Below are 13,498 nucleotides of genomic sequence, written 5' to 3'. Positions count from 1 at the left end.
CCCGGGCCGACGCCCCGCTACAGCGGGCTGAGGCTGAGGTGCTTGCCGGCGAGCCCGCGCTCCTTGACCGCGAGCTGCTTGGCGAGCCCGCGCAGGGCCTTCACGCCCTCGCCGTCGGCCCCCGTGATGACGGCGGGCGTCCCGCCGTCGCCACCCTCGCGGACCGCGACGTCGAGCGGCACCTGGGCCAGCAGCCGGACGCGGTAGCCGAGCGATGAGGTCAGCTGGTCGGCCACGGCCTCGCCGCCGCCGCTGCCGAAGAGCTCGAGACGGCTGCCGTCGGGCTGGGTCAGCCACGACATGTTCTCCACGACACCGATGACGTTCTGCCGCGTCTGGGCGGCCATCGAGCCGGCCCGCGCCGCGACGTCGGCGGCCGCGGCCTGCGGCGTCGTCACGACGAGCAGGTCGGCCCCGGGGACGAGCTGCGCCACCGAGATGGCGATGTCGCCCGTGCCGGGCGGGAGGTCGAGGAGCAGCACGTCCAGGTCGCCCCAGAAGACGTCGGCGAGGAACTGCTGCAGCGCGCGGTGGAGCATCGGGCCGCGCCACACGACGGGCTGGCCGGGCGCCGCGAACATCCCGATCGAGATGACCTTCACGTTGTGCGCGACCGGCGGCAGGATCATGTCGGAGACCTTGGTGGGGGAGTGCGTCACCCCGAGCATCAGCGGGATCGAGAACCCGTAGATGTCGGCGTCCAGCACCCCGACCGACAGGCCCTGCTCCGCGAGCGCGACGGCGAGGTTCGCCGTCACCGTGGACTTGCCGACGCCACCCTTGCCGGAGGAGACGGCGATGACGCGCGTGAGCGAACCGGGCTGGGAGAACGGGATGACCGGCTCGGCCGTGCCGCCGCGCAGCTTGGTGCGCAGGGCGGTGCGCTCGTCGTCGGTCATCACGATGAGCTCGACGGCGACGCTCCCGACCCCGTCGACGGCCGCGACGGCGTCGGTCACGCCTGCGGTGATCGTGTCCCGCAGCGGGCAGCCCGCCGTGGTCAGCGCCACGGTCACGAGCGCGTGGTCGCCCTGGAGCTCGACGCCCTTGACCATGTCGAGCTCGGTGATCGGGCGGCGGATCTCGGGATCGAGGACTCCCGCGAGAGCCTGGTGGACGGCGTCGAGGCGGGGGTCGGTACTCACCCTTCGAGTGTAGGTCGCTCCGTCGGCGGTGCGTCCGGGAGGAGGAGGCCGAGCTCCATGGCGCGCGTCACGGCCCGCGTCCGGTCGGACACGTCGAGCTTCGCGAACACCTTGAGCAGGTGCGACTTCACGGTGGCCTCGCCGATGAAGAGCCGGCGGCCGATGGCGGGGTTCGACAGGCCCTGCGCGACCAGGGCGAGCACCTCGCGCTCGCGGGCGGTGAGGTCGGGGGCGGCGGGGTGAGGTGCGGCGAGGTCGGGGGTGGCGGCGCTCGTGACCGGGGTCCGGGGCGAGGCGGCAGCCCCGGCCGTGGGTCGTTCGCGCAGCCGCGCCACGAGCGCGGTGGCGACCGACGGCGAGAGCGGTGAGGTCCCGGCGGCGACGGCGCGGATCCCCGCGACGATCTCGGCCGGCGGCGCCGCCTTGATGAGGTAGCCGCTGGCCCCGGCCTCGATCGCGGCGAGAATCTGGTCGTCGCTCTCGTAGGTGGTGAGCACGAGGATGCGGGGACCGCCCGTCGCGAGGATCTGCGCGGTGGCCGCGACGCCGTCGAGCACGGGCATCCGCAGGTCCAGGAGCACGACGTCGGGCCGCAGCCGCGCCGCCAGCGCGACGGCCTGCGCGCCGTCGCCGGCCTCGCCCACGACCTCGATGCCCGTGTCGCTCGCCAGCAGGCCGACGATGCCCGCGCGCACGATGGGGTGGTCGTCGACGACGAGCACCCGCACGACGGCGGCGCTCGGGGCGGCGGGGGCGGCAGAGGTGGCCGAGGGCTCGCTCACGGGTGGCTCCGGGGAATGTGGGCGCGCAGGCGGCTGCCGCGCGGCCGGCGGGGACCGAACGTCACCCACCCTCCCACCAGCGCGAGCCGGTCGTGCAGGCCGCTCAGACCGAAGCCGCTGGTGCCGGCCGCGTCCGCCACGGCGTCGACGCCGTCGCCGGGGCCGATGCCGTCGTCGTCGACCTCGACCCAGAGGCCGGACGGGGCGGTCGCCGCGACATGGACATCGACGGGGCCGGGATGGCCCGAGGGGCCGTCGTCCTCCGGTGCCGTGGTCCCGACGCCGACCCACACGCGCGACGCGTGGGCGTGCTTGCGCACGTTGGCGAGGGCCTCCTGCACCGTGCGGAGCACGACGACCTCGTGCTCGCGCGGGAGGTCGGCGACGTCGATCCGCAGCTCGAGCCGCACACCGGTCTCGCGCGAGAAGGAGCTGGTGACCCGCTCGAGCGAGTCGGTCAGCGCCGTCGGACGCGCGTAGTCCACCACCAGCGCCCTGGCCTCCCGGAGCGCGTCCTGCGCGAGCTCGGCGACGACGTCGAGGTCGTGGGCGGTCGACGGCGGCGGCGCGGCCCCCGGCACCAGGGCCCCCTGGGCGCGCTGCACCGCCATCACGAGGCCGGTGAGACTCTGGGCGATCGTGTCGTGGATCTCGCGGGCCACCCGGGCGCGCTCCTGCTCGACCCCGGCGGCGCGCTCGAGGGCGGCGACGTCGGCCTGCGCCGCACGCAGCTGGTCGAGCAGCGCGTCGCGCTCCTCCACGTGCTCGGCGATCCGGATGATCCAGGTGCCGACGGCGATCGAGAACACCAGCGAGATCGCGGCCGTGATCAGCGCCTCGCCCCAGTCCTGCCGGCCCAGACCGGCACCGACGACGAGCGCGACGGCGAGCAGGCAGGACCGCAGCACGCCCCGGGTCCACGTCGAGCTCATCGCCCACAGCGCCGGGTAGAGGACCGTCTGGGCGATCGCCACGGTGCCCGAGCCCGCCATGCCGATGCCGAACGCGACCACGATCGCCGCCGTGACGACGTGGACGAGCGGCGTCTCCTTCTGGCGCAGCGCCCGGTGTCCGACGACGACGTGCACGAGGACGAGGGCGAGCAGCCCCACGACCGCGAGGAGGGAGAGAGGGTCCGGGCGCTCGTCGAGCGTCGCGACCCCGATCGTGGCGAGGCAGGCGCCGACGATCGCGACGTCCCACCACCGGCTGGTGATGTTCACGAGCCCAGTCTCACGCGTCGCGACGCAGCCAGCGGAAGGTCAGCCGCGAGAGGATCGCGCCGACCACGAGCCAGGCCAGCAGAGCGAGGGCGGTCTCGCCCTGGCCCCAGACCTCCCCGCGCTCGAGGATCGCGAAGTCCTCGGGCAGGAACACCGACCGCATGCCGCGGGCCATCCAGGCGAGAGGGAAGAACGAGGCGATGGTCTGGACGGAGTCGGGCAGGTCGAAGTTGGCGACGTAGACCCCCGAGATGAACTGCAGCACGAGCACGATCGGGATGACGACGGCGCTCGCGGACCTCCCCGAGCGAGGCACCGAGGACAGCGCGATCCCCAGGAGGGCGCTCGCCGACATCCCCAGCACGTAGAGCCAGGCGAAGGTCAGCCAGCGCGAGGGCTCGGTGGGGAGGGCGACGTCGAACGCGAACCGCGCGACCAGGAGCAGCAGGGCGACCTGACCGAGGCCCGTGACTACGACCTGCCCGAACTTGCCCAGGAAGTAGGTGACGGGGCTCATCGGCGTGCCGCCGAGACGCTTGAGGCGGCCGTCGCCCTTCTCTATGGCGATGTCGATCGCGAGGTTCTGCACCCCCGAGAGCAGCAGACCGGCCGCGAGCATCCCGGGCAGGTAGTACGTGGCCATCGTGATGACGGTCCCGCTCTCCCCGCCCTCGACTCCGGTGCCGGCGGCGCCGGCCGCCGTGATGTCCCCCGAGAAGATCGCGGAGAACAGCACGAGGAACAGCACGGGGAACAGGAACGTGAAGAACACCGTGTCGCCCTGGCGGAAGTAGCCGCGGACCTCGAACGCGATGCGGGCCGGGGCCAGCCGGACCGCGCGCAGCAGGCCGAACCACGGTGCGGCCGCGGCCTCGCCGTCGGGGGGAGCGGTGACGGTGACGGGACGGGTCGGGGTCGTGCTCATCGGGAGACCTCCGAGGCGGGCTGGGCGGTGGTGGCCGAGGCGGCCACCATCGCGAGGTAGACGTCCTCGAGGCTCGGGCGGGTGACGGAGAGGTCGCGCGGCTCGCCGCCGAGCCGACCGGTCAGCTCGGCGACGAGGGCGCCGGGCGTGAGGGTCGAGCGACGCCTGAGCTCGCCGTCGTGCTCGCGCCACGTGACCACGGGCGTGCGGGCCTCGGGGCCGCCGATCGCGTCCACGGTGCCGAGGTCCGCCAACCGGCCGCCGATGATGATGCCGACCCGGTCGGCGAGCTGCGCGGCCTCGTCGAGGTAGTGCGTGGTGAGCAGGATCGTCGTTCCCTCGCTCGCCAGGCTGCGGATGAGGTCCCAGAACTCGCGGCGGGCCTCCGGGTCGAACCCGGTGGTCGGCTCGTCCAGGAAGAGCAGCTCGGGCCGCCCGACGACGCCGAGCGCGACGTCGACCCGCCGACGCTGGCCGCCGGACAGCTTGCCGATGCGGACGTCGGCCTTCGCCTGCAGCCCGACGGCGGCGATGACCTCGTCCACCTCCCGCGGGTGCGGGTAGTACCGGGCGGTCTGGGTGAGCTGCTCGCGGACGGTGTAGGCACCGCCCTCGGGCAGGTCCTGCAGCACGATGCCGAGGCGCGCGCGCCAGTCGGCGCCGCCGCGGCCGGGGTCGTGGCCGAGCACGCTGACGGAGCCGCCCGTGCGGCGGCGGTAGCCCTCGAGGATCTCGATCGTCGTGGACTTCCCGGCGCCGTTCGGGCCGAGCAGGGAGAACGTCTCGCCCGGGTGGATCTCGAACGAGAGGTCGTCGACGGCGACGAGGTCGCCGTAGCTCTTGCGCAGACCGTCGACCACGACGGCGGGGGAGGAGGTCATGCCCTCCAGCCTGGCCTGCCGGGGCCCTGCTGGGTAGCCACCGACCGGTGGGCCTGCCCTCCCTCGACCGGTGGGTCGCGAGACGGCCGGCGGTTCAGCGGCGGCCGGAGCCCCGCTCGGAGCGACCGCGACGCTCGGGCACGCTCTCGCCGTCGTCCTCGCCGTCCCCGGTCTCAGCCCGGTTGTCGGCGCGGATCTCCTCGCGCAGGTCCTCGAGCAGGTCGCGCAGCTCGCCGCGCACGTAGTCGCGGGTGGCGACGTCCTGCAGCGCGAGGCGGAGCGAGGCCATCTCGCGGGCGAGGAACTCGGTGTCGGCGAGGTTGCGCTCGGTGCGCTGACGGTCCTGCTCCGCGGCCACGCGGTCGCGGTCGGTCTGCCGGTTCTGCGCCAGGAGGATCAGCGGCGCGGAGTAGGAGGCCTGCAGCGAGAGCATGAGGGTCAGCAGCGTGAAGCCGAGCGCGTAGCTGTCGAAGCGCAGGTTCTCGGGCGCCAGCGTGTTCCAGGTCAGCCAGAAGACGCAGAACACCGTCATGTAGACGAGGAAGCGCGGCGTGCCGAAGAACCGCGCGATGGCCTCGGCGTTCGCGCCGACGCCGTCGCCGCTGCGGGTGGCGCGCGGACGGCGCCCGAAGAGGCCGGTGGCCTTCTCGAGCGGGGTGTCGAGACGGTCAGCCACGGCCACCTCCCGGGGTGAGTGAGGCGTCGGTGAGAGCGTCGTCGGCGTCGCGCCAGTCGTCCGGCAGCAGCCGGTCGAGCACGTCGTCGGCGGAGACCGCACCGAGCAGGCGGTGCTGCTCGTCGAGCACGGGCAGCGCGGTCAGGTTGTAGGTGGCCAGCAGGCGCGTGACCTTGCCGAGCGGATCGGTGGGCAGGACCCACTCGATGTCCTTGTCCAGGATGGTGCCGAGGGCGTCGTGCGGGGGTTCGCGCAGCATCGCCTGCAGGTGGACGACGCCGAGGAAGCGTCCCGTGGGCGTCTCCAGCGGGGGCCGCACCACGAACACGAGGGTGGACAGCGCGGGTGCCAGGTCGCGGCGCCGCACGTGCGCCAGGGCCGAGGCGATCGTCGCCTCGGGGCCGAGGATGACCGGCTCGGTCGTCATCAGGCCACCCGCGGTGTGCTCGCCGTAGGCGAGGAGGCGCCGGACGTCGTCGGCCTCCTCGGGCTCCATCCGCTCCAGCAGCTCGGCCGCGGTGTCGGCGGGCAGCTCGCCGACGAGGTCGGCGGCGTCGTCGGGCTGCATGACGTCGAGCACGCGGGCGGCGCGGTCGGTGTCGAGCGCCGTGAGGATCGCGACGGAGTCCTCGTCCGACAGCTCCTCCAGGACGTCGGCGAGGCGCTCGTCGTCGAGCTCCACGGCGACCTCGAGGCGGCGGCCCTCGGGCAGGTCGTGCAGGACGTCGGCGACGTCGGCGGGCTTGAGACCCTCCAGCGTCGCGAGCAGCGTGGCGGCGCCCTGGCCCGGGCGCTCGACCGTGAGGCCGGCGACGGAGTCGGCGTCCACGAGCAGCGACTCGCCGCGGCGCCAGCGCAGGCCCCCGGCGACGGTGCGGCGCACGAACAGCTTGGTGACGTCCCAGTCGCGACCGCGCCGGAGCTCGATCGCGAGGTCCTCGAGCCGGGCGTCCCCGCCGCCGTCGCGCTCGTGCAGCGTGAGGGTGCGGTCGAGGAGCTGGCCGACCACCTGGATCTCGCCGGCCCGCTGCTCGAACCGGCGCATGTTGAGCAGGCCCGTGGTGATGACGGCGCCCGCGTCCATGCTGGTCACGCGGGAGAGCGGGACGAACACGCGTCTCTTGCCCGCCACCTCGACCACGAGCCCGACGGCGCGCAGGGCGCCGGTCGTCCGCGAGACGACGACGACGTCGTGCACGCGGCCCACGCGGTCGCGGTTGGGGTCGAACACACCGGTGCCCGCCAGGCGGGCGGCGAAGACGCGGGAGGGAGTGCTCACGACCCCCAGGGTAGGCGCTGGCCGGACGCACGCGAGCGGCCGGCCGACGCGGCCGCGACCCGCATCCAGGAGTTCGCGCACGTTCGGCGGTTTCGCGCGAGAATGGGGGCATGTCCCTCAACGACCCCCGTGCCATGCGCGTCCCCACCCCGCCGCAGGGGGTGGAGATCGCCTCCTTCGCGACCTACCTCGAGGCCCAGAAGGCGGTCGACGTGCTCGCCGACGGCGCCTTCACCGTCCAGGCCGTGACGATCGTCGGCTCCGACCTGAAGATGGTCGAGCGGGTGACGGGACGCCTGTCCTACCCGCGGGTCGCGCTCGCGGGCGCCCTGTCGGGCGTCTGGTTCGGCATCTTCGTGGGTCTGCTGTTCAGCCTGTTCGCCGGCGCCGAGGGCAACATCCTGGCGACGATCCTCACCTGCGCGGCCATCGGTGCCGCGTTCGGGTCGATGTTCGGCGTCATCTCCTATTCCTTCACCGGTGGCAAGCGCGACTTCGTCTCCTCCTCGCAGGTGGTGGCCAGCCGCTACTCGGTGCTCTGCCTGCCGGACCTGGCTGCCGAGGCGCGCGACCGGCTGCGCAAGGCGGAGATCTCCGTGAGCGGCGGGGCGCTCGGGGCGACGCAGCAGCAGTCGTTCGGTCAGGCGCAGCCGCCCGTCGGTCAGCCGCCCGTGGGCCAGCCGCAGTACGGCCAGCAGACGCCGACGGGCCAGCCGCAGTACCCGGCGCCCGCGCAGGCCGCACCCCAGCCGCAGCAGCCGGCCGAGCCGTCGCCCGACGAGCCGCCGCGGTACGGCCAGCGCATCGAGGGCGACCGCCGCGAGCCGTAGGCGGTAGCGGCAGCGCCGCTCCAGCGGCTCCTGTGCGCCCGACCCCGACCCGGCGGACGCCCGCCGTCGTGATGGCTCGCCTCAGCTGCGCGGCAGCAGCCCCGCCATCCACGCCTCGACGTCGTCGGCGGTCCGGGGGAGCGCCGCGCTGAGGTTCTCGTAGCCGTCGGCCGTGACGAGCACGTCGTCCTCGATCCGGACGCCGATCCCGCGGTACTCCTGCGGCACCGCGAGGTCGTCGGCCTTGAAGTACAGACCCGGCTCGATGGTGAAGACCATGCCGGGCTCGAGCACGCCGTCGAGGTACATCTCGGCGCGCGCCTGGGCGCAGTCGTGCACGTCGAGCCCGAGGTGGTGGCTCGTGCCGTGCGGCATCCAGCGGCGGTGCTGCTGTCCTGAAGGCGTCAGACTCACCTCGGCGCTGACGGGCAGCAGCCCCCACTCCTCGAGTCGCGCCGCGATGACCTCCATCGCGGCGGCGTGCACCTCGCGGAAGCGGATCCCCGGGCGCACGACGGCGAACGCGGCGTCGGCCGCCTCGCGCACCGCCTCGTAGACGCGGCGCTGGACCTCGGTGAACTGCCCGGTCACGGGCAGCGTGCGCGTGACGTCGGCCGTGTACAGCGAGTCGACCTCGACGCCGGCGTCGAGCAGCAGGAGCTCGCCCTCGACGATCGCGCCGGTGTTGCGGATCCAGTGCAGCGTGGTGGCGTGGTCCCCGCCGGCCGCGATCGTGTCGTACCCGACGGCGTTGCCCTCCTCGCGCGCCCGCGCGGCGAAGACACCCTCGACCACGCGCTCGCCGCGGCGGTGCCCGACGGCGCGCGGGAGCGCGCCGACGACGTCGGCGAACCCGCGGATCGAGGCGTCGACGGCGAGGCGCAGCTGCGCGATCTCCCAGGCGTCCTTGACCAGGCGCAGCTCGGACACGGCGGTCGCGAGGTCGTCGTCGAGCTCGGAGTCCTCGAACGAGCTGTGGCCGTTCTCGGCCGCGACGACGTCCACGAGGGTGGCGACGGTGTCGTCCGCACCGCGCACGACGCGGAGCCGCACGCCCGGCGTCGAGGCGTCCTTGGCGACGGCGTCGCGCAGGTCGTCGATGTGGGCCGCGCGGATGCCGGTGAGGGCCTCGGCCTCCTCGAGCGTCCAGCGGGCACCGACCCAGAACTCGCCGTAGCGGGCGTCGGCGTAGAACTCCTCGGTGTCGCGGGCGGCGAGCGGGCGCGTGTAGAGCACGGCCTCGTGGGTGGCGCCGTCGGGACCGCCGTCGGCCACCGGGTGCAGGACGAGGACCGCGTCGGCCTCCTGGTCCGTGCCGAGCCCCGTGAGGTGGCTGAACGCGGCGTGCGGGCGGAACGCGTAGTCGGTGTCGTTGGAGCGGACCTTCAGCGACCCCGCGGGGATCACGAGGGTGTCGCCGGCGAGCTGCGCACCGAGGCGGGCCCGGCGCTCGGCCGCGAACGGGGCGGACTCCAGGCGCTCGGGAGGGGTCGTCTCCCGGGCGGCCCAGGAGCTGCCCATGAACTCGCGGAAGGAGGCGGAGCTGGGACGCTGCGACCGGTTGCTGCCGCGGTCGCTGACGGGCTGGGAGTCACTCATGCGCTCCATCGTCCCACCTCGGGCTCCTCGCCCGGGCGGTCCGACGGCGGCGGCGTAGGATCAGCGCTCGTGCCCATCGACCTCCACACCCACTCCTCCGCCTCGGACGGGACGCAGTCCCCGCGGGAGCTGGTGGCGGCCGCGGCGGCGGCCGGGATCGACGTCCTGGGGCTCACCGACCACGACACGACGGCGGGCTGGGACGAGGCCGCGCAGGCCGCCCACGAGGCGGGGATCGCCCTGGTGCGCGGGGCCGAGCTGTCCACCCGCACGGGCTGGACGAGCGTCCACCTGCTGTCCTACCTGCACGATCCGCAGGACGAGCCGCTGGCCGCCGCGCTGACCCGCTCGCGCACGGCCCGCGTGCGCCGCGCCGAGGCGATCGTCGCCAACCTCGCCCGCGACTTCCCGATCGACTGGCACGACGTGCTGGCGCAGGTCGCCCCCGGCGCGACGGTGGGCCGCCCCCACATCGCCGACGCGCTCGTCGCCGTCGGGGCCGCGCCGACGCGCGACGCCGTCTTCGCCTCGATCCTCGGCGACGGCAGCCCGTACGTCGTGCACTACGACGTGCCGACGCCGGAGGAGATGATCGCCCTGGTGCTCGCGGCGGGCGGCGTGCCGGTCATCGCGCACCCGTTCGCCCACCTGCGCGGCGCGAGCCTGGACGCCGACGGGATCGCCGCGCTGGCCGCCGTCGGGCTGGTCGGGATCGAGGTCGACCACCGGGACCACTCGGGCGCCGACCGCGCCGCCCTGCGCGACCTCGCCCGTGAGCTGGACCTGGTGGTCACCGGCTCCAGCGACTTCCACGGCACCGGCAAGCTCAACCGTCTGGGGGAGAACATCACCAACCCCGACGCGCTCGCGGCGATCGCCGAGCGCGGGCGCCTGGCGGTCCTCCGATGAGCTGGATCGACCTCACGCTCTTCACCACGACGTTCCTCACGCTCTTCGTGATCATGGATCCGCCCGGGACGGTCCCGGTGTTCCTCGCGCTCACGTCGTCGATGAACCGCACGCAGCGGATCGCAGCCGCGCGGCAGGCGATCCTCGTGGCGTTCGGCGTGATCGTCGCGTTCACGCTCTTCGGGCGCTACATCTTCGACTTCCTGCACGTCTCCGTGCCCGCGTTCCAGGCGTCCGGCGGTCTGCTGCTGCTCCTGGTGGCGCTCGACCTCCTCACCGGCAAGAGCGAGGACCCCACGCCGTCGCCCTCCGGTGTCAACGTCGCGCTCGTGCCGCTGGGGACGCCGCTGCTCGCCGGTCCCGGCGCGATCGTCGCCTCGATGCTGGCGGTGGAGAACTCCGACCGCTCGCCCGCGGCGTGGGTGGCCATCGCCGCGGCGATCGTCGCCGTGCACGTGTGCCTCTACCTCGCGATGCGGTTCGCCGGCATCGTCAAGCGGATCCTGGGCGACGGCGGGGTCACCGTCGTCACCCGGCTGGCGGGCATGCTGCTGGCCGCCATCGCGGTGCAGCTCATCGCCGACGCGGTCATCGCGTTCGTCGCGACGGCGTAGCGCGCCGCCGCGGGGCGGGTGTGCGTCCTACTCGAACGGGGTGGGATCGCCCGCGCCCACGCGCAGCACCTCGGGGGCGCCCGAGGACAGGTCCACGACCGTCGTCGGCTCGGTGCCGCACTCGCCCGAGTCCAGCACCGCGTCGACGAGGTGGCCGATCTCCTCGTTGATCTGCCAGCCGTCCGTCAGCGGCTCGGAGGCCCCGGGCAGCAGCAGCGTCGAGGTCAGCAGCGGCTCCCCGAGCTCGCGCAGCAGCTCGCGCACGACGGGGTGCTGCGGGATGCGCACGCCGACCGTCTTCTTCTTCGGGTGGTGAAGCCGCCGCGGCACCTCCTTGGTGGCCGGGAGGATGAACGTGTACGGCCCGGGCGTCGCGGCCTTGATCGCGCGAAACGCCGAGTTGTCCAGGTGCACGAGCGAGCCGAGCTGGTGGAAGTCGGAGCACACGAGCGTGAAGTCGTGCTTGGCGTCGAGGTGCCGGATCTGCCGGATCCGCTCGGGGCCGGTGATCGAGTCCAGCCGCGCGCCGAGGGCGTAGCAGGAGTCCGTGGGGTAGGCGATCAGCGCGTCGTCGTCGCGGAGCATCGCCACGACCTGCGAGATCGCGCGGGCCTGCGGGTTGACGGGGTGGACCTCGAGGAACCGTGCCATCCACCCACCCTAGGACGGCGGGGCGTGCCGGGACAGGGGCGGGCTGACGGGGCGGGGCTGCGAGTGACGCAGCAACGACGCGATCCCGCCGGGTCGACGCCCGTGGGCGCCGATCCGACGGGATCGTGGGAGGTCGCGGTGGTGCTACTCGGCCGAGGCCTGTCCCTCGCCCGCGCCACCACCGGCGCCGCGGCGGCGGCGACGCCGGCGCGGCGTGCGATCGCCGTCGTTCGCGGCCACGGCGTGGCCGGGGACGGTGCCGGAGCGGTCGGGCAGCGCGATGCTCACGTCGGAGCCCGGGAGCTGCACGCCGGACGTCTCGGCCTTCGCCGCGAGAGCGGCGTCGTCGTTGCGACGGCGACGGGGCTCGCCGGTGCGCTCGCCACGAGGACGGTCACCGTCCCGGCCACCGTCACGGCCGCCACGGCCGGACTCGCGCCCGCCGTCGCGACCGCCGCGGCCGCCGTCGCGCGAGGAACCACGACCGCCGTCGCGCGAGGGAGCCTTGCCGCCGCGCTTGCCGGTCTCGCCGAGGTCCTCGACGGCCTCGGCGCCGAGCCCGGCGCGCGTGCGCTCCGAGCGGGGCAGCCGGCCGCGGGTGCCCTCGGGGATGTCGAGGTCCGTGTAGAGCGACGGCGTGGAGGAGTAGGTCTCCGGCGGGCTGGGGGTGTCGAGCCCGAGCGCCTTGTCGATGAGCGACCACTTGGGCACGTCGTCCCAGTCGACGAACGTCACGGCGGTGCCTGTGTTGCCGGCGCGGCCCGTGCGACCCACGCGGTGCAGGTAGGTCTTGTCGTCGTCGGGGCACTGGTAGTTGATGACGTGGGTGACGTCGTCGATGTCGATGCCGCGGGCCGCGACGTCCGTCGCCACCAGCACGTCGACCTTGCCGTTGCGGAACGCGCGGAGCGCCTGCTCGCGGGCGCCCTGGCCGAGGTCGCCGTGGATCGCGGCGGAGGCGAAGCCGCGCTCGGCGAGGTCGTCGGCCACCTTGGCGGCGGTGCGCTTGGTGCGCGTGAAGACGATCGTCAGGCCGCGGCCGCGGGACTGGAGGATGCGCGAGAGCATCTCCACCTTGTCCAGCGCGTGGGCGCGGTAGACGAACTGCTTGATCGCCTTGAGCGTGACGCCGTCGTCGTTGGGGTCGTGCGCCCGGATGTGCGTCGGGTGCGACATGTAGCGGCGGGCCAGCGCGATGACGGCGCCGGGCATGGTCGCCGAGAACAGCATCGTGTGGCGGTTCGGGGGCGTCGCGGCGATGAGGGTCTCGACGTCGGGGAGGAACCCGAGGTCGAGCATCTCGTCGGCCTCGTCGAGCACGACGGTGCGCACGTGCGAGAGGTCGAGGTGACGCTGCTTGAGCAGGTCGATCATGCGACCGGGCGTGCCGACGACGACCTCGATGCCGTTCGTGAGCGCGTCGATCTGCGGCTCGTAGGCGCGGCCGCCGTACAGCTGGATGATGCGGACCTTGCGGCGGCGGGAGGCGGTGGCGAGGTCGCCGGCCACCTGCGCCGCGAGCTCGCGCGTCGGGACGACGACGAGCGCCTGCGGCTTGCCGGGTGAGTCGAGCGCGTCGAACCCCTCCTCGCCGGGGGCCACGACGTTCTGCAGCAGCGGGACGCCGAAGCCCAGCGTCTTGCCGGTTCCGGTCTTGGCCTGGCCGATGATGTCGTGCCGCGAGAGGGCGACCGGGAGGGTCAGTGCCTGGATCGGGAACGGGTGGAGGATGCCGACATCGGCCAGCGCGCCCACGATCTCGGGGGAGACGGCGAAGTCGGCGAAGGTCTGCTGGACCTCGGTGTGCGGGTCGACGGCCGGGCCGTCCAGCACCTCGGCGGCGATCTCGGCGATCTCGGCCTCGGGGGTCTCGGTGACGGCGGCGTCGCCGTCGGTGGGGTCGGTGATCGGCTCGTTGGAGTCGAGGGAGGTCTCTGACATGTGGTGCCTTGCTCTCGTGGCGCCGTCTGGCTCGGGGCGGGCG

General features: G+C 73.9%; 13 protein-coding genes. 3 read left to right on the top strand and 10 right to left on the bottom strand.

Annotated features, from left to right (window positions below):
• Positions 1-17 precede the first annotated feature (17 nt).
• The 7 genes from C8046_RS06340 to C8046_RS06310 form a co-directional block, all read right to left on the bottom strand.
• Positions 18-1,145, bottom strand: coding sequence for an Mrp/NBP35 family ATP-binding protein (locus C8046_RS06340; RefSeq protein ID WP_235866162.1), 1,128 nt, complete (start codon positions 1,143-1,145; stop codon positions 18-20).
• Complete coding sequence (locus tag C8046_RS06335) at positions 1,142-1,927, bottom strand: response regulator (protein WP_109228712.1); 786 nt, start codon at positions 1,925-1,927, stop codon at positions 1,142-1,144. The genes C8046_RS06340 and C8046_RS06335 overlap by 4 nt, the downstream gene beginning before the upstream one ends.
• Complete coding sequence (locus tag C8046_RS06330; RefSeq protein WP_109228711.1) at positions 1,924-3,150, bottom strand: sensor histidine kinase; 1,227 nt, start codon at positions 3,148-3,150, stop codon at positions 1,924-1,926. The genes C8046_RS06335 and C8046_RS06330 overlap by 4 nt, the downstream gene beginning before the upstream one ends.
• A gap of 10 nt (positions 3,151-3,160) precedes the next feature.
• Positions 3,161-4,075 (bottom strand): ABC transporter permease, encoded by a 915-nt coding sequence (locus C8046_RS06325; RefSeq protein WP_109228710.1) that lies wholly within the window; start codon positions 4,073-4,075, stop codon positions 3,161-3,163.
• Positions 4,072-4,956 carry an ABC transporter ATP-binding protein gene (locus C8046_RS06320; RefSeq protein WP_109228709.1) on the bottom strand — a complete coding sequence of 295 codons (885 nt, stop codon included), beginning with the start codon at positions 4,954-4,956 and terminating at the stop codon, positions 4,072-4,074. Before C8046_RS06320 ends, C8046_RS06325 begins: the two co-directional genes overlap by 4 nt.
• A 94-nt stretch (positions 4,957-5,050) precedes the next feature.
• Positions 5,051-5,632, bottom strand: coding sequence for a DUF1003 domain-containing protein (locus C8046_RS06315; protein WP_109230789.1), 582 nt, complete (start codon positions 5,630-5,632; stop codon positions 5,051-5,053).
• Positions 5,625-6,911: a magnesium transporter MgtE N-terminal domain-containing protein gene (locus C8046_RS06310; protein WP_109228708.1), complete on the bottom strand. Its 1,287-nt coding sequence runs from the start codon at positions 6,909-6,911 to the stop codon at positions 5,625-5,627. The genes C8046_RS06315 and C8046_RS06310 overlap by 8 nt, the downstream gene beginning before the upstream one ends.
• A gap of 110 nt (positions 6,912-7,021) precedes the next feature.
• Between C8046_RS06310 and C8046_RS06305 the strand changes: the two genes are divergently transcribed.
• Entirely contained in the window at positions 7,022-7,741 is a 720-nt protein-coding gene (locus C8046_RS06305; protein ID WP_109228707.1) for a general stress protein, read from the top strand.
• A gap of 81 nt (positions 7,742-7,822) precedes the next feature.
• On the opposite strand, the gene C8046_RS06300 is transcribed toward C8046_RS06305, so the two are convergent.
• Positions 7,823-9,340, bottom strand: coding sequence for an aminopeptidase P family protein (locus C8046_RS06300; protein ID WP_235866161.1), 1,518 nt, complete (start codon positions 9,338-9,340; stop codon positions 7,823-7,825).
• Between the two features lie 69 nt (positions 9,341-9,409).
• On the opposite strand from C8046_RS06300, the gene C8046_RS06295 reads away from it, so the two are divergent.
• Together C8046_RS06295 and C8046_RS06290 are read left to right on the top strand one after the other, a co-directional pair.
• Entirely contained in the window at positions 9,410-10,249 is an 840-nt protein-coding gene (locus tag C8046_RS06295; RefSeq protein WP_109228705.1) for a PHP domain-containing protein, read from the top strand.
• A complete protein-coding gene (locus C8046_RS06290) occupies positions 10,246-10,863 on the top strand; it encodes a MarC family protein (RefSeq protein ID WP_109228704.1) in 618 nt (205 codons plus the stop codon). The genes C8046_RS06295 and C8046_RS06290 overlap by 4 nt, the downstream gene beginning before the upstream one ends.
• 27 nt (positions 10,864-10,890) lie before the next feature.
• Here C8046_RS06290 and C8046_RS06285 read toward each other — a convergent pair whose 3' ends face one another.
• Positions 10,891-11,514 carry an L-threonylcarbamoyladenylate synthase gene (locus C8046_RS06285; RefSeq protein WP_109228703.1) on the bottom strand — a complete coding sequence of 208 codons (624 nt, stop codon included), beginning with the start codon at positions 11,512-11,514 and terminating at the stop codon, positions 10,891-10,893.
• 144 nt (positions 11,515-11,658) lie between these two features.
• Positions 11,659-13,455 carry a DEAD/DEAH box helicase gene (locus C8046_RS06280; RefSeq protein ID WP_109228702.1) on the bottom strand — a complete coding sequence of 599 codons (1,797 nt, stop codon included), beginning with the start codon at positions 13,453-13,455 and terminating at the stop codon, positions 11,659-11,661.
• Between the last annotated feature and the right edge of the window lie 43 nt (positions 13,456-13,498).

Origin of the sequence: Serinibacter arcticus (assembly GCF_003121705.1) — a bacterium.
GTDB lineage: Bacteria > Actinomycetota > Actinomycetes > Actinomycetales > Beutenbergiaceae > Litorihabitans.
The sequence above is the reverse complement of the archived record's forward strand: the minus strand, read 5'-3'. Positions and strand labels throughout refer to the sequence as shown.

Bases quoted from the DNA above. Each gene is read 5' to 3' on its own strand.
- C8046_RS06280 (WP_109228702.1), bottom strand. From the start codon at position 13,455: ATGTCAGAGACCTCCCTCGACTCCAACGAGCCGATCACCGACCCCACC.
- C8046_RS06290 (WP_109228704.1), top strand. From the start codon at position 10,246: ATGAGCTGGATCGACCTCACGCTCTTCACCACGACGTTCCTCACGCTC.
- C8046_RS06300 (WP_235866161.1), bottom strand. From the start codon at position 9,340: ATGAGTGACTCCCAGCCCGTCAGCGACCGCGGCAGCAACCGGTCGCAG.
- C8046_RS06325 (WP_109228710.1), bottom strand. From the start codon at position 4,075: ATGAGCACGACCCCGACCCGTCCCGTCACCGTCACCGCTCCCCCCGAC.
- C8046_RS06320 (WP_109228709.1), bottom strand. From the start codon at position 4,956: ATGACCTCCTCCCCCGCCGTCGTGGTCGACGGTCTGCGCAAGAGCTAC.
- C8046_RS06285 (WP_109228703.1), bottom strand. From the start codon at position 11,514: ATGGCACGGTTCCTCGAGGTCCACCCCGTCAACCCGCAGGCCCGCGCG.
- C8046_RS06305 (WP_109228707.1), top strand. From the start codon at position 7,022: ATGTCCCTCAACGACCCCCGTGCCATGCGCGTCCCCACCCCGCCGCAG.